21 protein-coding genes are annotated in these 21,461 nt (G+C 41.8%); 1 reads left to right on the top strand and 20 read right to left on the bottom strand.

The genetic code is table 11. From position 1 onward, the window contains the following. Window positions 1-15: 15 nt before the first annotated feature. Window positions 16-873 carry a M23 family metallopeptidase gene (locus tag ACSLUH_RS07460; RefSeq protein ID WP_448565676.1) on the bottom strand — a complete coding sequence of 286 codons (858 nt, stop codon included), beginning with the start codon at window positions 871-873 and terminating at the stop codon, window positions 16-18. 98 nt (window positions 874-971) lie between these two features. On the opposite strand from ACSLUH_RS07460, the gene ACSLUH_RS07455 reads away from it, so the two are divergent. Further along, window positions 972-1,448, top strand: coding sequence for a DUF721 domain-containing protein (locus ACSLUH_RS07455; RefSeq protein WP_448565675.1), 477 nt, complete (start codon window positions 972-974; stop codon window positions 1,446-1,448). Between the two features lie 26 nt (window positions 1,449-1,474). Here ACSLUH_RS07455 and lpxC read toward each other — a convergent pair whose 3' ends face one another. The 19 genes from lpxC to hemH form a co-directional block, all read right to left on the bottom strand. After that, complete coding sequence (gene lpxC / locus ACSLUH_RS07450) at window positions 1,475-2,392, bottom strand: UDP-3-O-acyl-N-acetylglucosamine deacetylase (RefSeq protein ID WP_448565674.1); 918 nt, start codon at window positions 2,390-2,392, stop codon at window positions 1,475-1,477. 146 nt (window positions 2,393-2,538) lie between these two features. Then, window positions 2,539-3,690 carry a cell division protein FtsZ gene (gene ftsZ / locus ACSLUH_RS07445; protein ID WP_448565673.1) on the bottom strand — a complete coding sequence of 384 codons (1,152 nt, stop codon included), beginning with the start codon at window positions 3,688-3,690 and terminating at the stop codon, window positions 2,539-2,541. Between the two features lie 80 nt (window positions 3,691-3,770). Then, window positions 3,771-5,006: a cell division protein FtsA gene (gene ftsA / locus ACSLUH_RS07440; protein WP_448565672.1), complete on the bottom strand. Its 1,236-nt coding sequence runs from the start codon at window positions 5,004-5,006 to the stop codon at window positions 3,771-3,773. Between the two features lie 6 nt (window positions 5,007-5,012). Further along, window positions 5,013-5,801 carry a cell division protein FtsQ/DivIB gene (locus ACSLUH_RS07435; protein WP_448565671.1) on the bottom strand — a complete coding sequence of 263 codons (789 nt, stop codon included), beginning with the start codon at window positions 5,799-5,801 and terminating at the stop codon, window positions 5,013-5,015. Continuing rightward, a complete protein-coding gene (locus ACSLUH_RS07430; RefSeq protein ID WP_448565670.1) occupies window positions 5,801-6,745 on the bottom strand; it encodes a D-alanine--D-alanine ligase in 945 nt (314 codons plus the stop codon). Before ACSLUH_RS07430 ends, ACSLUH_RS07435 begins: the two co-directional genes overlap by 1 nt. Further along, on the bottom strand, window positions 6,745-8,199 hold the full coding sequence (murC, locus tag ACSLUH_RS07425; protein WP_448565669.1) for a UDP-N-acetylmuramate--L-alanine ligase: 1,455 nt from the start codon (window positions 8,197-8,199) through the stop codon (window positions 6,745-6,747). Before murC ends, ACSLUH_RS07430 begins: the two co-directional genes overlap by 1 nt. Beyond that, window positions 8,200-9,318 (bottom strand): undecaprenyldiphospho-muramoylpentapeptide beta-N-acetylglucosaminyltransferase, encoded by a 1,119-nt coding sequence (gene murG, locus ACSLUH_RS07420; RefSeq protein WP_448565668.1) that lies wholly within the window; start codon window positions 9,316-9,318, stop codon window positions 8,200-8,202. Further along, a complete protein-coding gene (gene ftsW / locus ACSLUH_RS07415) occupies window positions 9,284-10,501 on the bottom strand; it encodes a cell division protein FtsW (RefSeq protein WP_448565667.1) in 1,218 nt (405 codons plus the stop codon). The genes murG and ftsW overlap by 35 nt, the downstream gene beginning before the upstream one ends. After that, window positions 10,498-11,871 carry a UDP-N-acetylmuramoyl-L-alanine--D-glutamate ligase gene (gene murD, locus ACSLUH_RS07410; RefSeq protein WP_448565666.1) on the bottom strand — a complete coding sequence of 458 codons (1,374 nt, stop codon included), beginning with the start codon at window positions 11,869-11,871 and terminating at the stop codon, window positions 10,498-10,500. The genes ftsW and murD overlap by 4 nt, the downstream gene beginning before the upstream one ends. A 6-nt stretch (window positions 11,872-11,877) precedes the next feature. Next, on the bottom strand, window positions 11,878-12,960 hold the full coding sequence (mraY, locus tag ACSLUH_RS07405) for a phospho-N-acetylmuramoyl-pentapeptide-transferase (protein WP_448565665.1): 1,083 nt from the start codon (window positions 12,958-12,960) through the stop codon (window positions 11,878-11,880). Next, on the bottom strand, window positions 12,960-14,357 hold the full coding sequence (murF, locus tag ACSLUH_RS07400) for a UDP-N-acetylmuramoyl-tripeptide--D-alanyl-D-alanine ligase (protein ID WP_448565664.1): 1,398 nt from the start codon (window positions 14,355-14,357) through the stop codon (window positions 12,960-12,962). Before murF ends, mraY begins: the two co-directional genes overlap by 1 nt. Beyond that, window positions 14,354-15,883 (bottom strand): UDP-N-acetylmuramoyl-L-alanyl-D-glutamate--2,6-diaminopimelate ligase, encoded by a 1,530-nt coding sequence (locus ACSLUH_RS07395; RefSeq protein WP_448565663.1) that lies wholly within the window; start codon window positions 15,881-15,883, stop codon window positions 14,354-14,356. The genes murF and ACSLUH_RS07395 overlap by 4 nt, the downstream gene beginning before the upstream one ends. Next, on the bottom strand, window positions 15,873-17,618 hold the full coding sequence (locus ACSLUH_RS07390; RefSeq protein ID WP_448565662.1) for a peptidoglycan D,D-transpeptidase FtsI family protein: 1,746 nt from the start codon (window positions 17,616-17,618) through the stop codon (window positions 15,873-15,875). The genes ACSLUH_RS07395 and ACSLUH_RS07390 overlap by 11 nt, the downstream gene beginning before the upstream one ends. 7 nt (window positions 17,619-17,625) lie before the next feature. Continuing rightward, a complete protein-coding gene (ftsL, locus tag ACSLUH_RS07385; protein ID WP_448565661.1) occupies window positions 17,626-17,940 on the bottom strand; it encodes a cell division protein FtsL in 315 nt (104 codons plus the stop codon). A gap of 3 nt (window positions 17,941-17,943) precedes the next feature. Continuing rightward, window positions 17,944-18,885 carry a 16S rRNA (cytosine(1402)-N(4))-methyltransferase RsmH gene (gene rsmH / locus ACSLUH_RS07380; protein ID WP_448565660.1) on the bottom strand — a complete coding sequence of 314 codons (942 nt, stop codon included), beginning with the start codon at window positions 18,883-18,885 and terminating at the stop codon, window positions 17,944-17,946. A 36-nt stretch (window positions 18,886-18,921) separates the two neighbouring features. Beyond that, on the bottom strand, window positions 18,922-19,380 hold the full coding sequence (gene mraZ / locus ACSLUH_RS07375) for a division/cell wall cluster transcriptional repressor MraZ (protein ID WP_448565698.1): 459 nt from the start codon (window positions 19,378-19,380) through the stop codon (window positions 18,922-18,924). Window positions 19,381-19,719: 339 nt separating this feature from the next. Next, window positions 19,720-19,935, bottom strand: a complete 216-nt coding sequence (locus ACSLUH_RS07370; RefSeq protein ID WP_448565659.1) for a hypothetical protein — start codon at window positions 19,933-19,935, stop codon at window positions 19,720-19,722. A gap of 14 nt (window positions 19,936-19,949) precedes the next feature. After that, window positions 19,950-20,432, bottom strand: coding sequence for a YcxB family protein (locus ACSLUH_RS07365; RefSeq protein WP_448565658.1), 483 nt, complete (start codon window positions 20,430-20,432; stop codon window positions 19,950-19,952). A gap of 3 nt (window positions 20,433-20,435) precedes the next feature. Beyond that, window positions 20,436-21,455, bottom strand: a complete 1,020-nt coding sequence (gene hemH, locus ACSLUH_RS07360; protein WP_448565697.1) for a ferrochelatase — start codon at window positions 21,453-21,455, stop codon at window positions 20,436-20,438. Between the last annotated feature and the right edge of the window lie 6 nt (window positions 21,456-21,461).

Raw genomic sequence — 21,461 nt, 5'->3', positions numbered from 1 at the left:
AAGTAAGGTCATAATTTACTTGGCTTTACGATATACGTATTTTATTGGGTTAATTTGTTTATTATTCCGCAATATTTCATAGTGAACATGTGGCCCCGTAGACCGTCCGGTACTGCCCATTCGAGCTATCACCTGACCTTTATTCACAACGTCACCAACGTTAACTAGTATCTTCTTGTTATGACCATAGCGTGTCTTCATACCGTTACCATGATCAATTTCAATCAAATTTCCATAGCCATACCGTTCACTCGCCCAAGAAACAACACCCGCTCCGGTGGCGATTACTTCCGTATTTTCTTTACCCGCAAAATCAACACCTTTGTGCATTGCAGGACGGCCATGAAAAGGATCTTTACGCATGCCAAAATAGGAAGACAACCAACCCTTGGTTATCGGACGACCCGATAAATAACTTGTGTTTTCTATATGGTGTCCAAACGTTAAAGATTCAAGTAATTTAAGTTGTTTTTCTTCGAAATAAAGATCTTGCTCAAGCATAGCAATATCTTCCAGTAGCTGTTCTATTGATGTGTGCTGACTAGTTTGTGCTTGAATCATTGGACCACCACTTGGTGGTTGTTCGGTAAAGTTAAATTCTTTTTCAGGGATGTTAGCTTGCTCCGCTAACCTGTCACCAAGGGCATTAAGTCTCAACACTTGGCTTTGCAATTCGGCTAACTTAATCGTCAACGCAGTCACTTGCTCGTTTTTTTGGTCTAGTTCCTTGTCTAGGGAAACTTGTTGCTCTGTATAGGTGTAAAGTGGCTGAGGTGGCTTGGCTTCTGAAGACAAAATTAAATGCACGACGACACCAGAGAGTAGCGCAAAGGCGATGGCTGCAGAAATCCAATGAAACTTATTTAGTTTCATTAAAAATCTTACATTCTTTCCGCGATATAATAATGTTAAACTCATAAACCGTATAATTTGTCGTGGTTAATAGTAACCGTTGGAGTTAGCTTAGTTTTATGGCTAAAAAATCAAAGCATCCTATCGATATGTCGACGCTATTTTCTTCAACGTCAGGCACTTTGGCACAAATTGCAAAAAAAACCAACTCTTTAAATAAGCTAAAGGACATTGTACGACAAAGTTGCCCTGACCTGCCAGCGCAAGTGTGGCAAATTGCCAATTTTCATCAAAATACTCTGGTCATTGAAGTAAATTCAGCAATTTGGGGGCAACGCTTACAGTTTGAGCGAATGAAAATTTGTCAACAACTGTCAATAATAACTGACGGCCAATTTACCCACATCGAAATAAAAGTCGCCCCTTATCGAAATAAGTCAACTCAAAGTATGGAAACACAGCCAATTCCTGCCAAAAGTCAAAGTATTCCAAGTGCAACGGCAGAGCAACTAGCCGATATCGCAAAAGACGCCCCTGAAGGCCTTAAGCAAAGCTTATTGCGTCTTGCTAAACTCGCGCAAAACAAAAGGCCATAAAAAAAGACCTTTACAGGTCTTTTTTCTTAGTGAGCGGTTAAACCAACTTCTTGGTACTCTATCGGAGATTGAGTCTCATCCTCAAAAGTGACCCATTCCCAAGAATCTTTTTGTTTAAATACTTCACGAAGTAATATGTTGTTAAGTGCATGACCTGACTTATGAGCATTCAATTCGCCAAGAATACTGACGCCGCCCATGTATAAATCACCAATTGCATCTAAAATTTTATGTTTAACGAACTCATCATCGTAGCGTAATTCATCAGGGTTAAGCATGCGATATTCATCAAGTACGATGGCATTTTCTAAACTTCCCCCCAAGGCTAAATTGTGAGAGCGTAAAAATTCAATATCTTTCACAAAGCCAAAGGTACGAGCACGACTAATTTCTTTGATAAATGAGCAACTCGATAAATCCATACTCATCGTTTGTCCTGTTTTAGCAATGACAGGATGATCAAACTCTATCGAAAAGTTAACGCGAAAACCTTCATAAGGCTTTAGCTCGGCCCATTTGTCGCCTTCTTCAACGCGAATTGGCTTCTTAATACGAATAAAGCGTTTAGCGACATTCGATGTTTCAATACCTACTGATTGCAATAAATATACAAATGGCAAAGAACTGCCATCCATAATCGGGATCTCAGACGAATCTACATCGATAACCAAGTTATCAATACCCATCCCAGCTACTGCAGCAAGCAAGTGTTCGACGGTGGAAATCTTCACACCTTGCTCATTAACCAAACAGGTACACATGGTAGTTTCACCCACAGCTTCTGGCGATGCCTTTATATCAACAACAGGATCAAGATCTACACGGCGAAATACGATACCCGTATTGGCAGGAGCAGGTCGGAGAGTTAGCTGCACCTTTTCACCTTTGTGTAATCCAACACCAATAGCTGAAACACTGTCTTTAATTGTACGTTGTTTAATCATAAACCAGCCTTAATAAGCCTAAAATCTACTATATTTCCACCGGCTGAAAATCAGCGGCCGCAAATTATAGCAAAATCACTTAAAAATATCAAAACATCGGCTAAATTGCCGCTATTAACATAAAAATAACAACATATTGCTTTTCATTAATCCGCTTGTTTACGCAAAAACGCCGGAATATCTAAGTAGTTTTCCGTTTCACGATGTATTTGTGCATTCTGCTCTGGCATCGTTGCTGTAATCGTACTTGGTTCAACTTGTGGTGAAGCTGAAAACTCTTGTCCAACGGCAATAGGTTCCATTGCTGGTGTTGGATTGACCAAAGTAATATCAGGCTTACGCTCAGCACCAATACCTGTAGCAACAACGGTAACACGAAGGTCTTCAGTCATTTCAGGGTCAATCACTGCACCAACAACGACGGTTGCGTTTTCAGAAGCAAACGCTTTGACTGCATTACCTACTTTCTCAAATTCGTCGATACTAATGTCCATACCCGCAGTAATATTAACTAAGATACCGCGTGCTCCTGCTAAATCAACATCTTCTAGTAATGGACTTGATATTGCTGCTTCAGCTGCTTCTTCAGCTCTGTCTTCACCAGATGAAATACCTGACCCCATCATCGCAGTACCCATCTCTGACATCACCGTCCTAACATCAGCAAAGTCAACGTTGATTAAACCAGGGCGGGTAATAAGTTCAGCTATCCCTTGAACGGCTCCTAATAAGACATTATTGGCCGCTTTAAATGCATCTAATAAACTCGTGCCAGGGCCTAATACTTTTAATAGTTTTTCATTTGGAATGGTGATCAAAGAATCAACATTTTTAGCTAAAAACTCGATGCCCTGCTCGGCATAGTTCATACGTTTTTTGCCTTCAAAAGGGAAAGGCTTAGTCACTACAGCTACGGTTAAGATACCCATTTCCTTGGCAACTTCCGCTACGACAGGTGCAGCGCCAGTACCAGTACCACCGCCCATGCCAGCTGCGATAAAGACCATATCTGCACCTTCTAGTGTTTGTCTGATCGTTTCACGATCTTCTTCGGCACTACGACGACCAATTTCAGGATTTGCACCAGCACCAAGGCCTTTAGTGACATCTGCACCTAACTGTAATGTTATGTTAGCAGATGAATTTCTAAGCGCCTGTGAATCGGTATTAGCTGTAATAAACTCAACACCTTCAATGGTTTGTGCAACCATATGCTCAACAGCATTACCGCCGCCGCCGCCAACACCGATAACTTTAATTACCGCTTCTTCGTTATGATCTTCCATCAATTCAAACATTTTTCTCTCTCCGATTATAAGTTTTGTTCCACCAAAACGATTTACTACTTATTAATGACAGTATTTTCACTACTGCCCAATTAAAATTCACCTTTAAACCAAGCGAGGATACGCGCACCAATATTGCCGACACCTTCGCTTGTTTTATTTTCTTTTACCTGTGATTCATTCGCTTGCATCCCATAATGCAGCAAACCAACCACTGTAGAATACGTAGGGTCATTAACGTACTCTTTTAAACCACAGACGTCTTTTGGTTGAGCAACACGAACTGGCATTTGAAATACCTCTTCAGCAAACTCAACAACACCTTCCATTTTTGAGGTGCCCCCTGTTAATACATAGCCAGCAGCGATTTGATCTTCTAAACCACACTCTCTGATTTCTTCTTGAATTAACTCAAATAATTCATGATATCGAGGCTCGACTACTTCCGCTAATGTATGTCGAGACATCGATCGTGCTGGTCTACCGCCTACACTAGGCACTTCAATATTTTCTTCCATACTGACCATTTGACGAAGCGCACAGGCATATTTCACTTTGATATCTTCAGCATGACTTAATGGCGTTCTAAATATTTTGGCAATATCACTCGTGACTTGGTTTCCTGCAACAGGGATCACTGCTGTATGACGCAAAGCACCGCCGGTAAACACCGTCATATCCATAGTACCAGCACCAATATCAACGACGCAGATACCAAGCTCTTTCTCGTCTTCAGTAACGACTGCATAACTTGAAGCAAGCGCTGAAAAAATAAGTTGGTCAACTTTTAGATCACAACGTTCCACACATTTAACAATGTTCTTTGCCATATCATTAGCACAAGTAATAATGTGTACCTTGGCTTCCATGCGAACACCTGACATACCAATAGGACTTTTAATGCCATCTTGGCAATCAATGCTAAACTCTTGTGGTAACACGTGTAACATTCTGCGTTCAGCCGAAATAGGCACTGAACGAGCCGTATGAATGACATTGTCAACGTCTTCTTGAATCACTTCTTTGTCATTGATAGGCACCATGCCATTCTCATTTTGACAACTGATGTGTTTGCCTGAAATCCCTAAATACACCGAAGTAATATGACAATCAGCCATTAACTCCGCTTCATTAATCGCACGTTGAATAGATTGAATAACTAAATTCAAATCATTAACACCACCCTTATCCATCCCACGAGCAGGCTGACTTCCAACGCCGACAATACTCAATTGGTTGTCAGCGGTGACTTCACCTACTGCGACAGATATTTTTGATGTGCCAATATCTAGCCCTACGATCAGATTTCGCTCGTTAACTTTTGCCATTAATCTTTAAGCTCTTTTATTATCATTTTCGTCATCTACCTGAGGTTTCCAACCAACGGCTAACCCCGTATCATATCGCAAATCTACATAATCAACTCGTTGATTATCATCATGATGTGTTTTGATTTGCGGATAAACTTCTATAAAGCGTTGAATACGTTTAATGCCTTCTTCACGCCCCAAATTTAATGACACACCATCATTAAGTGTTAATTGCCAAGAAAACCGCTCTGACAAGACCAACTCATCAATACTTAGCTCACTATAACTGAGCAAACTATTAAGCTTTCCATAGTGCTCTAACACTATTTGTTCACTGCCCTCTGGCCCAAAAAAAGCCGGCAAAATGTGTTTAACTCGCGCCGAATCAGCTTGGAATGCTCGACCAAATTGATTAATAAAAAAGTCGCCATTCCATTGAGCAATTGGTGTTTGGTCAACAACATAAATTTTCAATTCATTTGGCCATTTTTTTCTAACCGATACAGAGTAAACCCATGGCAAGGCATTCACTTGCCGTTGAACTTGGTTAACATCAACTTTAAAAAAGTTCCCTAAGTTTATATTTTCTATCGCTTTCTCTACATCCTTGGTTAGCGTATAAGGCATTTCTCCACTGATAACCACTGACGTTACTGGTGCAGTCTCATCCGCTTGCAATCGTTCGCTGACGTGCCAAGAAAACGCTAGTAAACCAACAATAACCGCAACAAAGAAGACTACACCACACCAAAACCCCCAATGAAGTTCTGCTAATGGTGATCTATGCTTCGCTGTCGTGGTCTTAGTCATCATCAATGTCCTTTTTGACTCAACTCAACGATGCGAGTGACTAAATCAACAAAATTTAAGCCAAAGACTTTTGCCGCTTTAGGCACCAAAGACGTTTCTGTCATACCTGGTACCGTATTTACTTCCAATAACTGCCATTGACCTTGAGAGTTTTGCATCATATCAACACGCCCCCAACCTTTAGCACCTGTTGCTTTGAATGCTTTTAGCGCGATTGCTTGCATTGTTTTTTCATCATCAGCACTCAACCCGCTAGGGCAATGGTATAAGGTATCGTTAGATTGATATTTCGCTTGATAATCATAAAATGCATTCGGCGTTTCCATTCTAATCGCTGGCAAGGCTTGATCACCCAAAATACTGACGGTAAATTCCGGCCCCTCTATCCACGCCTCTACCAAAACCTGCTCATCGAATGTAAAAGCAGTTTTAAGCGCTTGGTTGAGAGTTAGCGCATTATCAGCCATCGCCATACCGATACTCGAGCCCTCATTAGCAGGCTTAACCATCACTTTTCCTGTTAACGAAGACAACAATACTTCTGCATCACGCTCTTGATATTGATCACGTTCAACAATGGCGAAGTTTGCCGTTGGTAGGTCAAGCGCTTGCCAAATTTGTTTGGTTTTTATCTTATCCATGGCTAATGCGGAGCCAAGCACACCCGATCCAGTGTAGGGAATTCCCATGTACTCCAGTGCACCTTGGACACAGCCATCTTCACCGCCACGACCATGCAATGCGATAAACACGAGGTCAACGTTCTTTTTCGCCAAATCACTTAGGCAAAACCCTTTCGTATCGATAAGCTCTACGTTAAATCCTGCGGCTTCTAAACCTTTAGCGACAGCACTTCCTGAGCGCAAAGATACTTCGCGTTCAGCAGACTCGCCGCCATAGAGCACTGCGATAGTTTGTGGATTTGCTGTAGTTAATTGCCTCGTCATTATGCTTTTCCTTTACCAGCAATATTTAGCATTGGCTCGTGCACTAACCCTCTGGCTAACGCACCGATATTTCCAGCACCCTGGGTGATCACCATATCACCATCCCGTAATTGTGCATGCAGTAACTCAGCGAGTTTGCTTTGGTCACTAACATATATCGGGTCAACTAAACCTCTTTGACGAATACTACCGGCTAAACTTTTACTATCAGCGGCATTAATCGGTGCCTCACCGGCTGCATAAACGTCAAGTAATAACAAACAATCAACTTCAGACAGTACCTCAACAAAATCTTCATATAAATCACGAGTACGTGAATATCGATGAGGTTGAAACACCATAACCAATCGTTTGTCAGGCCAACCATTGCGCATTGCTTTAATCGTTGCTTGTACTTCCCTTGGATGATGCCCATAGTCGTCGACTAATATCATGTTGCCCTGTTCAGTCGACAGACTTGCAAGCTGCTCAAAACGACGACCAATACCAGCAAACTTAGCTAATGCACTGACAATATTATCGTCACTGATATTCTCATCACTTGCTACCGCAATACTTGCTAGCGCATTTAATACGTTATGTTGCCCGGGTAGATTAACACTCAATTTAAGACTAGGTTGGCCTTCTCTATTAACCGTAAAATAACTTACGCCACCATCTTGGTAATAATCTGTTGCCCTAACATCAGCTTCCTCAGAGAACCCATATGTAATCACTTGTCGTGCAATTCGTGGTAAAATTTCTCGCACCACGGGGTTGTCAATACATACTACCGCTAAGCCATAAAATGGTAGGTTATGTAAAAACTCAATATAAGTATCTTTGAGTTTCTCAAAATCACCCTGATAGGTTTCCATATGATCTTCATCAATATTAGTTACCACAGCCACCATCGGGTGAAGATGTAAAAACGAGGCATCACTCTCATCAGCTTCAGCAATTAAATAACGACTGGTTCCTAAACGCGCATTCGTACCCGCGCTATTTAATAAACCACCAATAACAAAAGTTGGATCTAACTCCCCTTCGGCGAAAATGCTAGCGATTAAGCTGGTTGTCGTGGTTTTTCCATGAGTACCCGCAATAGCGACCCCATGTCGAAAACGCATCAATTCGGCTAACATTTCTGCTCGACGAACCACAGGAATTCTCAGTTTTTTCGCATGAACAATTTCAGGGTTTTCCAAATTAATGGCTGTTGAAACCACGATAACGCTAGCATCAAGGATATTATCTTCATGGTGACCAATGGCGATTTTTGCGCCAAGCGCACGAAGTCGTTGTACTACGGCATTCTCACCTATGTCGGAACCGGTTATTTGATAGCCTTCATTTAGTAACACTTCTGCAATGCCCCCCATGCCGGCACCACCAATCCCGACGAAATGAATAGATGACACGCGTCTCATCTCGGGTATTTTAATTGGTTGTGTATTGGGGTTTAACTGCTTCATTTAACTACTCTTCTTACATAAATTTTTACATACTTGCGCAACAGTTGCCGTTGCATCAACATGCGCTGCATTGTGTGCTGCCCGAGACATTGACTGCAAAACACTATCAGAAATAAACAAACTGTTTAGGGTTTGTGCCAATGTAGTGCCGGTAAAGTCTTTCTGTGCGATTAACTTTGCGGCTCCTTTGGCAACAAGGTACTCTGCATTTTTAGTTTGATGATCATCGACAGCGTGAGGTAAAGGAATAAACACTGCTGGTTTTCCCGCCATTGCCAACTCAGATACCGTTAAAGCGCCAGCACGACAGATGACAACATCCGCCCAAAGGTAAGCTTGTGCCATGTCGTCAATAAACTCAGACACCTTAATTTGTTCTTTATCTAACCCATAGCTTTGATAACTTGCTAACACGGCTTCTTTATTGCCTTTCCCCGTTTGATGCCAAACATTGAGATTCTGAACTTTAATCTGATTAACCGTTTGCGGCACAACCGTATTAAGCACCTGAGCCCCTAAGCTTCCGCCAACCACTAACACTCGCTTAGTAGTGCTTGGCTGGCTTGGAATAACATTTTCAATTTCTGTGATTTTCTTTCTTAACGGATTGCCAACCACCTGGTAATTAATATTCCCTTTAAAGGCGCCAGGAAAAGCACTGAGTACCTGACTTGCTAAGCGCGCTAAAAATCGGTTGCTCATCCCAGCAACTGCATTTTGTTCGTGTAAAACGAGTGGTTTACTCATTAACCACGCTGCAAATCCACCGGGTGCACTGGCATATCCGCCCATACCTAAAACAACATCAGGCTTAACTTTATAAACGACTCTCATCGATTGAATAACCGACTGCATTAGCTTAAAAGGAAACTTTATCAACTCACGCCAACTTTTATTGCGTAATCCGACAATATTAATAAAAGAAATTTCAAAACCATGCTCAGGTACAATGGTGGCTTCCATTCGTTTAGATGTGCCTAACCAATGAATATTCCAGCCTTGTTGCTGTAAATACTCAGCCACAGCAATGCCTGGGAAAATATGGCCACCAGTGCCGCCGGCCATCACTAATAAAGTTGGCGATTTATTTGTCACTTTTACCGCCTCCTTTTTTCCCATGCCCCGATGTTGCCTGAATACTTTGCAAGCGAATTTCATGATCAATACGAATTAACACCACAACGGCTAATGTCATGACAATCATTGAACTACCGCCATAGCTAATTAATGGCATGGTGAGTCCTTTGGTTGGCACAATACCCGCACTAGCCCCAATATTAACGGCCGCCTGGAAACACATCCAAATAGCGATAGAGTAGGCAAAGAATCCTTCAAAATATTTCTCTTTCACGATTGCTTTTCTACCTAAAATCATCGCTTTCATCACCAAAGCCATGCTAAGCAATAAAATCAAGCTGATACCGACAAACCCAAGCTCTTCTGCAACCACAGCCATAACAAAATCGGTATGAGCTTCTGGAAGGTATTCTAGCTTTTGAATACTGTTACCAAGTCCTTGACCGGTTAATTCTCCACGGCCATAGGCCATTAATGATTGCGTTAATTGATAGCCACTACCAAACGGGTCTTTCCAAGGATCGAGAAAACCCGTAACACGCGCCCAACGATACGGAGAAAAATAAGCCAAAGCGGTTAATGCGCTGATACCAACTCCGGCGACGCTAATAAATTGCCATAATTTTGCGCCAGCTAAAAACAGCAAGCCAAACGTTGTCACAAACATCACCACGACGGTACCTAAATCGGGTTGCAACAATAACAAGCTAGCTAATACACCAAAGACGACTAATGGTTTAATGAAGCCTTTGACGTTTTCTAGCACTTCTTCTCGGCGACGAACCATATAAGCAGAAAGGTAGCAAAATAAAAATAGCTTAGCTGGCTCTGCCGCTTGAATAGTGATCGGCCCTAAAACAATCCAACGAGTTGAACCGTTAACATTTCGACCGACAAGCAAAACAACAACAAGCAATAGCATCGCCAGAAACAACAACTTAAAACTATGTTTATGCCAAAAGCTCATTGGTATTTGCAGGGCTAAAGCAGCAATTCCTAAACTTAAACCAATATAAATGGTATGGCGTATAACAAAATGAAAAGGATTATCAAATAATCGCTCTGCAACTGGCATTGATGAACTTGCCACCATAACTAAACCAATCATATACATGCTAATGGCAATGATAAGATAGCCACGATCAAAGGTCGTCACTGTCGCCTGAACGTTTTCTTCACGGGAAAAAAGACTTGGCCAACTCAAATTTGCTAAGGCAATATTCATGCACTTGCCTCCTGCATCTCAGTGACAGCGTCGCTAAATACCTTGCCACGTTCAATATAGTTGCTAAACATATCTAGACTTGCACATGCTGGAGATAACAACACCACATCACCTGGTACAGCGAGAGTTTTCGCTAAAGATACCGCTTCACGCATATCGTTTACGTAATGAAAGTCTTTCGCTAACTCACCAATCTTTTTACCATCTTTACCTAGTGTTATCAGGTGACTAACATGATTATTTATGCTGACTGCTAATGGTGAAAAATCTGCTCCCTTGCCTTCACCGCCCGCGATAACAATAATTTGATTATTTGAGCATGTTGCTGCTATGCCATCAATTGCTGCTATGGTGGCACCAACATTAGTCGCTTTTGAATCATTTACCCAATGAATGCCATCTTGGCTGTCGACGCGTTGACAACGGTGAGCTAAACCTTTAAAGCCAGCTAACTGATTAACCACATCTTCAATATTCCAGTTCAAACTATCTGACAACGCTAAAACGGCTAGGTAGTTCATTGCGTTGTGCATTCCCGCTAGTGGTAATGTGTTAAGTGAAATCAGTGCCTTGCTGGCTTTGCAAAGATAAATCTGGCCATTGATGTGCTTGATACCAAACTGTCCTTCACTCGGTACATCTGTGCCAAAACTAATCACATACTTTGCGTCACTGGGCTCTTGCACACGGGTCATAGGATCTTGACGATTAACGATAGCCGTTTGACAATGACGATATATTTTTCGCTTGATGCGAGCGTAATTATCTATCGTTTGATGTCTATCTAAGTGGTCATCGCTAACATTTAAGACGCTAGCAGATTGCAAGTATAAATGTTCAGTTGTTTCTAACTGAAAACTCGATAATTCTAAAATATGAACATCAACCTGATGTTGCCACTGCGTTAGCACTGGCTCTCCAATGTTACCGCAAAGAGAGACTTTTTTACCCAATGCTCGACCAACATGAGCAAGTAAAGAAACAACGGTAGACTTGCCATTTGAACCGGTTACCGCGACTACAGGAGAGTCGTTCAATCGAGCAAATAATTCAACATCACCTAATACTTCACAGCTTGGTTGAAGAAATTTACTAATACCTTCTTTTGCTAAATCAATGCCAGGGCTAGCTAAAATAATGTCTGCCGTTTGAATAATGTCAAAATGCCACCCCCCTAACAATAGAGTAGAGGTAGGGAATCGTTGTTCAAAGTCCGCTTGATTTGCAATATCAAAACGACTATCAATCACAGTCGCGGGTAATTGCTGAGCATGCAAAAGTTCAAGACAAGACATGCCGGTTAGGCCTGCACCCAACACAACGATATGCTTACCTTTTAATGAATTAATTACTTGCTCTAATTTATTCATAACTTATTAACGCAACTTCAACGTTGCTAAACCAATTAATACTAAAACCAAAGATATGATCCAAAAACGGACGATCACACGTGGCTCTGGCCAGCCTTTTAATTCATAATGATGGTGAATTGGTGCCATACGAAAGACCCGCTGACCTCTAAGCTTATATGAGCCCACTTGCAAAATAACGGAAAGCGTTTCCATCACAAACACTCCCCCCATAATAAACAGCACTAACTCTTGTCTGACTAAAACAGCAATAACACCAAGCGCTGCTCCTAATGCTAAAGAGCCAACATCTCCCATAAAAACTTGTGCCGGATAAGTGTTAAACCAAAGGAATCCTAGACCAGCGCCGACAATTGCCGTACAAACGACAACTAGCTCACTCGTTTGAGCAATATAAGGAATATTTAAGTAGGCAGAAAAATTCACATTGCCAGTCACATATGCAAAGACAGCAAATGCGCTAGCAACCATAATGGTTGGAACAATAGCCAAACCATCTAAACCGTCAGTTAAATTAACCGCGTTACTGGTACCTACGATGACAAAATAAGCGAGAAAGATATAAAACACACCAAGCTGAGGCATAATGTCTTTAATAAAAGGCACGATCAGCGCGGTTTCCTGAGGAGACTGCGCGCTAGCGTATAAGAAAAACGCTACGGTGAAGCCGATGACCGTTTGCCAAAAATATTTCCAACGGGCAATCAAGCCATTTGAGTCTTTACGAATAACTTTTCGATAGTCATCGACAAAACCGATAATACCAAAGCTTGCAACAACAAATAACACGGCCCAAACATACAAATTGGTTAGATCCGCCCATAACAGCACACTAATAATTATTGCTGCAAGTATCAGCACCCCCCCCATAGTTGGCGTACCAGACTTAGATAGGTGACTTTCAGGTCCGTCATCTCTAACTGTTTGACCAATTTGCATTTTTTGGAGTGCACGAATTAACTTGGGACCGAAGTATAACGAGAGACCTAAAGCGGTTAACGTCGATACAATCGCTCTAAATGTTAAGTACGAAAATACATTAAATACGCTGAAATATTGGGTTAAATATTCACCTAGCCACAATAACATTAGCATTGCCCCTTTTCTTTGAGGCTTTCACGCCACTGGATTATATCATTGACAACCTTTTCCATATGAGCACTTCGAGAGCCCTTAACCAGAATAGAAACGTGTTGTTGCTCATCGACTAACAATGCCTTTAAAGTGTTAAGTAACGACTCGCGCTCAATAAAGTGCTGGCCACCATCACCTGTTTTTCCATTAAAGCCATCTGTCGTGCTTTGGCTAAGAACACCAAGTGTTAGTAGTTGATCAATTTTGCATTGAGCGGCATGCTCTCCGACTTCATGATGATATTTTCTCGCATCCGCACCAAGCTCTCCCATGTCGCCGATAATGAGGATTCTTCTGCCTGGAAAGCTCGCTAGCAACTCACTTGCCGCTTTAATTGATTCAACGTTGGCATTATAAGTATCATCAATCAGTTTAAAATTTGCTGATAACTGATGCACGTTGAGGCGCCCTTTTACCGAGAGCATATCAGCTAGCCCTAGGCGGATATCATCAAGTGAAGCCCCCATTTCTAATGCAATTGCCGCTGCAGCTACTGCATTACAAACGTTATGTGTACCTGGCACGTTAAGTTCAATATATGCCTGCCCAACTTGGCTATTTAAGGTGAATGTTGCACAGCCATCTTCATTAAGCATTACATCAGAGCTATAAACGTCAGCCTGATTATGACAAGAAAATTTACGAACCGTTTTATCGGTTAAACGCCATTGCCATTTACTCGCTAATTGACAGTCTTGGTTATAAATAGCAACCCCTTTATCAGACAAACCATCAAATATTTCACCTTTAGCTCTGGCAACACCACATAAATCACCGAACCCTTCTAAGTGAGCCGCTGCAATATTATTAATAATGGCGACATCTGGCTTCACTAAATTAGTGGTATAGGCTATTTCCCCCATGTGATTTGCCCCCATCTCAATGACGGCATAATCATGCTGTTGCTCTAAACGCAATAAAGTTAATGGAACGCCGATATCATTATTAAAGTTCCCTTTAGTGGCTAAAACATTACCTAGACGAGCCAGAATCGCTGCAACCATTTCTTTAACCGTTGTTTTACCGCTACTTCCGGTAATACCAACCACTTTAGGCGCGACTTTTTCACGGACATAGGCACCCAAACGACCTAATGCCTGATGAGTGTTTTCAACGACAATTTGAGGTAAGTCAGTATCACATTGATGTTCAACAATAACCGCCGAACATCCCATTTGTGCAACTTGTTCAATAAAGCGGTGACCATCAAAGTTAGGGCCTTTAAGCGCCAAAAACACATCATTAGCGACAAGCATTCGGCTATCGGTTGTTACCTGTTCAATGCGTTTATCTTCACCAAGAAGTGTTCCGTTAAGAGCGTTTGCGATTTCAGACAAGGTTAAGGTGATCATAAACTAACCTCTTGAGCTAATGCCTGTTTGACTATTACTCTCTCATCGAAATGATGTTTTTGACCTGCGACTTCAATGTAGTCTTCATGGCCTTTGCCCGCTAAAACAATAATATCTGCTTTGTTAGCGCCCGCGATAACCTCTTTAATGGCTTTGGCGCGGTCAACTTCTATCATAATATCAGTTGCGTCCTCAAACCCTTCGACAATATCTTGAATAATATCGATTGGCTCTTCATTTCTTGGGTTATCGGAGGTCACCATAACTTTATCAGCAAAGCGCTCGGCAACTGCAGCCATCATCGCTCTTTTACCTTTATCGCGGTCACCACCACACCCAAATACCAGCCACAAATTGCCATGACAATGCGCTCTACAGGCGTGTAATACTTTTTCTAAAGCATCTGGGGTGTGAGCATAATCGACAACAACCGTCGGAGAGTTTTCGCCTTTAAACGTTTCCATACGGCCATCAACCGCCGTTAGTTTCGGCACCTGTAATGCTATTTCTTTAAGAGAAAAGCCTTGGCTTAATAGCACCGCAACTGCCGCCATTAAGTTATCAATGTTAAAGTCACCTAGTAGTGGACTTTCAATCGCTACACTATCTAACTCGGTAGTTAGGATAAAGCTTGCTCCACTCGCGCTATGTTTTATATCACTGGCTTGAACAAAACGCTTAAAGTTATTGAGCTGCTCACCTTTGCAATAAACAATTAAATCGTCTTGACGTGGCCAGTACTTGAGCCATTGTTTAGCGATTTCATCGGTGCCGTTAATAACCGCTATTTGACCACTTTGCTGGGTAAACAAGGTAAACTTCGCTTTAGCATAAGCATCCATGGTTTGATGATAATCAAGATGGTCACGAGATAAATTTGAAAAAACAGCAACATCAAATAACTCTGGAGCAACCCGTTTTTGATCTAACGCATGCGATGAAACTTCCATCGCAACGTGCTTTATTTCTTGCTCAGCAAAACTCGCCAATAAGTTCATTAACTCGGTTGCGCCTGGGGTCGTATTGTTTAATGCTAAAAGCTGGCCAGGTAAACCCGCGCCATTTGTGCCAATAATTGCGCATGGTTTTCCAATCAAAGCGAACAATTGCGCAATGAGCTGACTAATACTTGTTTTGCCATTAGTCCCAGTAACACCGCAAACACATAGTTGTTGTTGTGGAAAATCATAAAAGCTGCTTGCTAAGTCAAAGAGTCGAAGATTAAGTTGAAAAACATTAACTTGATAAACCGCTTCACCATTAGCCCCCGTTAACTGAGTAACTTGACCATGATGATCTTCGTTTTGACATTCTTTAATCACCAATGCGACATTTTTCTGTAAAGCTTGCTCGATATAATCTCTGCCATCAGCTTGTTGGCCAATGACAGCACAAAATACATCGTCTGACTTAAGTAGTCTGCTGTCGTTAGTCAGTAAAGCACGCTTTGCTACTTGAATATCACAAGGTACAGATACATTAACGGCACTTAAAATATCATTGAGGCTGCGAAGGTTAGGCATCATTAACCTCCGGAGTTTTTTCTAAAACAACCGTTTGACTATGGCCGTCAGGGGCGATATTTAAAAATCGAAGGCTGCCCTTCATCACTCGAGAAAACACCGGAGCTGCGACCTCTCCACCATGATATAAATCACCGCCTGGTTCATTAATAACGACAACTACCGCAATCTCAGGATGAGAAACCGGTGCAACACCCGAAAATATGCCGATATAATCATTACCATAGCCACCCGCTAATGCTTTAAACGCAGTACCTGTTTTTCCAGCAACGCGATAGCCATCAACGCCGGCATTTTTTTGATACTCTTCAACCACTTGTTCAAGCATTTGCACAACCTCAAGGCTATGTTGCTTAGAAAAAACACGTTCCGACTCACCAAATTGCGTTTGCTTTTGATCAGGATTAGCTTTGAGGATGGTTAATTTTTTCTTGACGCCACCATTGGCTAACGTTGCATAGAAGCGAGCAAGTTGTAATGGTGTCGCCGCCACTCCCATACCGTAAGATAACGTCGCTAATTCAAACTGTGACCAACGGCTACGTTGATGCATAATACCGCTGCTTTCGCCCGCTAATTCAATACCTGTTTGCTCACCAAAGCCTGCTTCAAAAAATTTATCCAGAAAGTACTCTTTAGGCATTGATAACGCTAATTTCGATGTCCCCATGTTAGAGCTGTGTATCAAAATATCAGTAAGTGATTGCTCTTTACGGTTGATTGGGTCGCTAACGCGTCGCCCACCTAGACGCATCCAACCAGGGTTAGTATCAACAATTCCATCCGCTTCAATCTGACCGAATTCTAATGCCGATATTATGGTTAACGGCTTCATCGCAGAACCAGGCTCGTAAAAGTCGGTGATCGCGCGGTTTCTAAAGCGGTGTGGTGCTACATCAACGCGATTGTTGGGGTTATAGCTTGGGCTATTAACTAAAGCGAGAATTTCGCCAGTATGGACATTGGTTACAACAACAGAGCCAGAAGTTGCTTTAAATGCCTTAACCGCCCCTTTTAATTCTTTATAGGCAAGCGCTTGGATACGCTGATCAATGCTGAGGACTAGGTCTTGAGGAGGTGTCGACTCAACATCTTCCAATATCTCAATAGGATTCCCTTTAGCGTCTTTACGATAGCGCTTTTTGCCACTTTCACCAGTGAGTAGGTTATCGAAAACTCGTTCAATACCTTCAATGCCTTTATCATCTAAATCGGTAAAACCAACAACATGAGCACTGATCTCTCCGGTCGGATAAAAACGTTTCGATTCCTTACGAAGATAGATGCCTGGGATTTTTAGTTCTTTAATGTATCTTGCCATCGCAGGGGAAACCTGACGCTCAACATAGATAAATCGACGCGTTGGATGCTCAGTAATACGATTTTTCAGATCAATGACATCTTTATCGAGTACTTCAGCCAACGCTTGCCAATGGTCTACCATTGCTAAGCCATTATTGGCGATAACTGTTTTCGGATCAGCCCACACCGTTTCAACTGGCACACTTACCGCTAATTCATTGCCATTTCTGTCGACAATTGAACCACGATGCACTTCGTTCTCTGCGGTACGCAATGAACGCAAGTCGCCTTGACGTTGCAGCATATCAGGTTCTATGACTTGAATATAAGCAGAGCGTGCCGCTAAGCTCACATAAATCAAAACAACAACAGAAACCACGACGTAAAAACGCCATGCGACTGTTTTTGGTTTTTGATTTACGGCTCTATTACTCACATTACACTCATTTAATTTTTATTATCACTTCCGAATCAACACTCGGACGTTTCATATTCAACTTTTTACGGGCTTTACTTTCTATAACGCTATGCTCTGCCAAACTGTTTTGCTCTATTAGCAAATTACGCCATTCAACATCTAACTCATCTCGCTCGCTCAACAACCGCTCCAGTGTTACCGTAGTTTGGCGATTTAAATGGGTAAAATAAATTACCGCAAATGCACTCCCCACAACGGCTACTAGCAACAAGTAAGTCAACAAATGGCGTTGAATGTCCTGCCAGATATCGAAAACCAGCACGACCTTTTTCGTCGCCATTACTTAGTCAGCCAACCTTTGTGCGACTCGCATCACCGAGCTTCTTGAGCGCACGTTTTCTTCAACTTCCGATTGCGATGGTTTAGTTTTGCGTCCAACCAACGAAAGTTTTTTACCTTTATTTAATTCAGCTTCACTTACTGGCATACCGCGAGGCACTTGTTTACCTTGTGAATGCTTCTTCATGAACTGTTTTACCAGACGATCTTCTAATGAATGAAAACTGATCACCACCAAGCGCCCATCAACTTTTAGTACGTCGAGAGAGGCTGCTAATGCATTTTCGATTTGTTCCAATTCACTGTTGATATACATACGAATAGCTTGAAAAGAACGCGTAGCAGGATGCTTTTTTATTTCTCGCTGCGGTGCCGTTTTTTTAATAAGCGCTGCTAATTCACTGGTTCTTGTTAATGGTTGTTGCTCTCTGGTATCAACAATCGCATTTGCGATACGCCACGCATGCTTTTCTTCACCGAAAGTTTTTAGTACCCAGCTAATATCCTCAACATCGGCTTTTGCTAACCATTGGGCCGCAGTTTGACCTTTACTGGTATCCATGCGCATATCTAATGGGCCATCTTTCATGAAGCTAAAGCCTCGTTCAGCCTCATCGAGTTGCGGCGAAGAAACGCCAAGATCCATCAAAATACCGTCGACTTGCCTCGTTAACCCCAGTTTTTCAGCGATTTCAGCTAGGTTGGCAAAACCATCATGCACAATTGAAAATCGAGCATCACTGGCATACTTTTCTGCTGCTTTAATCGCCGTAGGATCTCTATCGATAGCAATGAGCCTGCCTGAGTCAGACAGTTGAGAAAGGATAAGCCCCGAGTGGCCGCCGCGACCAAACGTACAGTCGATATAAATACCGTCTGGCTTAATCGCGAGTCCAGTGATAGCTTCGTCAAGCAGCACTGAAATGTGTGACTTATCTTTTTGCATTTAAATAAACGCCGTTTTTTATATTGTAATTTTTATTTACAGAGACAAGTCTAAAAGACGCTCTGTAAGTTCTATTTCACCGGACTGAATCTTGGCGATGCCTTGTTGCATTTGTCCTTGCCAAGCTTCTTCACTCCATATTTCAAACTTTTTAAGTTGACCAACTAGCATAATGTTCTTTTCTAGCCCGGCATGCTGTCTCAAAGGTCCGTTAATCAATAAGCGACCACTCTTATCAATTTCACAGTCGGAGGCATTACCAAGTAACACTTGCTGTAAAATGCGCTCTTGCGGATTCATACTTGATAAACCACAAAGCTTTAATTCAATTTCTTCCCATTCAGGGAGTGGGTATAACAATAAACAAGGGTGTTGAATATCGACGGTACACACCATTTTTCCTTGGCAATCAGAAAATAGCTCCTCGCGATACTTCGTCGGTATCGTGATTCTATTTTTACTGTCTAGCGTGATTGCGCTGGTGCCTCTAAACATAACCTTATTTTTATATTGGAATCTTATCTGATCCACTATTTCCCACTTTTCTCCACATTTATACAGTTTAGTGAGAATTGTGAAGCTATGTCAAGCAATGATTTACTATTTTGATCGCCTTGATCACTAATAAAATAGCGGGTTGAAAGGAAGTTGATGAATTTGTGGGGTTTTGTGGATCTGAGGCCCAATTTTAACAAGAAAACTTCATTAATGGCAGCAATAAAGCGGTCAATATTGTGCCAAAGAGACAAATAGTTAACATTCCAATAGCTTATCAGGGCAGTGATACCAACTGAATTAAATATTTGATCATTCAGCGAGAATTAAAACAATCCCTTATGGTTTTAACCCCACCGCTCCGATAACAATTAACCAAAACGAAAAAAACAATTTTAATCGTCTCGCTGAAAGTCGAGTAACCACAGTTTTAGCGATGACACCACCAAGCAGTGCAGAAAGTGACATCGGTGCTAATACAACCAGCAATAGCCAAGAGCACAAAAATGTGGTGAATAAACTTATTGTTACCTTACTCAGACGATTTAAAAGCATTAGAAAAAACGAAACTAAGATGTTTGAGATTTAATATGCGCTCGAATTAAGTCTTCCGCCCAGTCATTAAGATGTTGCTTAGACAAATAGTTAGCGCCCGCGGGGTGTAATATCAAATAACCTTTTTCGGTTGGTTTTATCTCACTAATCTCCTGCCAAGCAATACGTTGTTGATGATAAAAAGATTTGGTGGTGATGTGTTGTTCATCAATGGTTAAATCTACCGTGGTTTTAGATTCCTTACTGAGCATTTGTCGAGTGACCCACCACGCCTTTCGGTAGATTTGAGCAACTATTTCGAGAATACCTAACGCAAAAATAAACCACGCGGCATAGTCATTGACCTCAGTAAACAACACTAAAACCATACCTAATACAATAAAAAATATGGCTTTAGCGTATAACTGTGAAAATGATTTAGGCTGCTCTGATTGCTCGAAGCACTCTTGATAATAGGCTTTATCAAGAACCAATTGATGTTGATATACGTTGCTCAAATCTTAGCTTCCAATGTGTGGTTCAATTAAGTGCATGACCATATCACAATGATCACTGCGATCATTTAATGCTGGGATATAATGGTACGTTTCGCCGCCTGCTGATAGAAAAACATCTTTATTTTCATGTTTAAGCTCTTCTAAGGTCTCTAAGCAATCAGCACTGAAAGCAGGACTAATAATCGCGACATGTTTGTGACCTTCCTTAGCTAATTGCGCTAACGTTTCATCAGTATAAGGTTTAAGCCATTCAGCCTTGCCAAACCGCGATTGAAAGCTCATCACAAAATCTTGCTCTTGCCATCCTAAACGCTCTCTCACCAAGCGAGTGGTTTTATGACAAAAACAGTAATAAGGATCTCCGCTGTCAAGAAAGTGCTTAGGCATACCATGATAAGAAAGCACCAATTTATCTGGCTTACCATGTGCGGCGACATGCTCTTCAATTGTCTTTACTAAAGCTTCGATATATAAAGGCTGATCATGATAACTGCCAATAAAATGGAGTGATGGGATCCAACGCCATTTCTTCATATGATTTACAACAGCATCAAATGTCGAACCAGTGGTTGGGCCGGCATATTGCGGATACATTGGTAAAACAATAATGCGCTGTACCCCTTGTTTTTGAAAGTTTTCTAACGCATTGTCAATACTTGGCTGACCGTAACGCATCGCTAAGTCGACGATAACCTTATCTTGATGCTTTTCTTGTAATCGTGAGGCGACTTGCTCGGTCAACGCTTGGCTAATCACCATTAATGGCGAGCCTTGCTCAGTCCAAATACTTTGATATAACTTGGCTGACTTTTGCGGTCGTACTCTTAAAATAATGCCATGCAGTATCACCATCCAAATGAGGCGTGGTATTTCAACCACACGAGGGTCGGATAAAAACTCTCGCAAGTAACGTCTTAATGCAGGTGCCGTTGGTTGCTCTGGCGTACCTAAGTTTGTTAACAAGACCCCAACCTTGGCTTTAGTTTGGTGAATTTCTTTGCTGCGCCCCAAAAATCTCGACATCATGAT

Source organism: Thalassotalea ganghwensis (assembly GCF_053485795.1).
The sequence above is the reverse complement of the archived record's forward strand: the minus strand, read 5'-3'. Positions and strand labels throughout refer to the sequence as shown.

Coding starts and splice junctions, on each gene's coding strand:
- rsmH (WP_448565660.1), bottom strand. CDS start 18,885: ATGCAAAAAGATAAGTCACACATTTCAGTGCTGCTTGACGAAGCTATC.
- ACSLUH_RS07435 (WP_448565671.1), bottom strand. CDS start 5,801: ATGATGACTAAGACCACGACAGCGAAGCATAGATCACCATTAGCAGAA.
- mraZ (WP_448565698.1), bottom strand. CDS start 19,380: ATGTTTAGAGGCACCAGCGCAATCACGCTAGACAGTAAAAATAGAATC.
- murG (WP_448565668.1), bottom strand. CDS start 9,318: ATGGGAAAAAAGGAGGCGGTAAAAGTGACAAATAAATCGCCAACTTTA.
- ACSLUH_RS07395 (WP_448565663.1), bottom strand. CDS start 15,883: ATGATGCCTAACCTTCGCAGCCTCAATGATATTTTAAGTGCCGTTAAT.
- ftsZ (WP_448565673.1), bottom strand. CDS start 3,690: ATGTTTGAATTGATGGAAGATCATAACGAAGAAGCGGTAATTAAAGTT.
- ftsL (WP_448565661.1), bottom strand. CDS start 17,940: ATGGCGACGAAAAAGGTCGTGCTGGTTTTCGATATCTGGCAGGACATT.
- hemH (WP_448565697.1), bottom strand. CDS start 21,455: ATGTCGAGATTTTTGGGGCGCAGCAAAGAAATTCACCAAACTAAAGCC.
- murF (WP_448565664.1), bottom strand. CDS start 14,357: ATGATCACCTTAACCTTGTCTGAAATCGCAAACGCTCTTAACGGAACA.
- mraY (WP_448565665.1), bottom strand. CDS start 12,960: ATGTTATTGTGGCTAGGTGAATATTTAACCCAATATTTCAGCGTATTT.
- ACSLUH_RS07370 (WP_448565659.1), bottom strand. CDS start 19,935: ATGCTTTTAAATCGTCTGAGTAAGGTAACAATAAGTTTATTCACCACA.
- ACSLUH_RS07430 (WP_448565670.1), bottom strand. CDS start 6,745: ATGACGAGGCAATTAACTACAGCAAATCCACAAACTATCGCAGTGCTC.
- murD (WP_448565666.1), bottom strand. CDS start 11,871: ATGAATAAATTAGAGCAAGTAATTAATTCATTAAAAGGTAAGCATATC.
- murC (WP_448565669.1), bottom strand. CDS start 8,199: ATGAAGCAGTTAAACCCCAATACACAACCAATTAAAATACCCGAGATG.
- ACSLUH_RS07455 (WP_448565675.1), top strand. CDS start 972: ATGGCTAAAAAATCAAAGCATCCTATCGATATGTCGACGCTATTTTCT.
- ftsA (WP_448565672.1), bottom strand. CDS start 5,006: ATGGCAAAAGTTAACGAGCGAAATCTGATCGTAGGGCTAGATATTGGC.
- lpxC (WP_448565674.1), bottom strand. CDS start 2,392: ATGATTAAACAACGTACAATTAAAGACAGTGTTTCAGCTATTGGTGTT.
- ftsW (WP_448565667.1), bottom strand. CDS start 10,501: ATGAATATTGCCTTAGCAAATTTGAGTTGGCCAAGTCTTTTTTCCCGT.
- ACSLUH_RS07460 (WP_448565676.1), bottom strand. CDS start 873: ATGAAACTAAATAAGTTTCATTGGATTTCTGCAGCCATCGCCTTTGCG.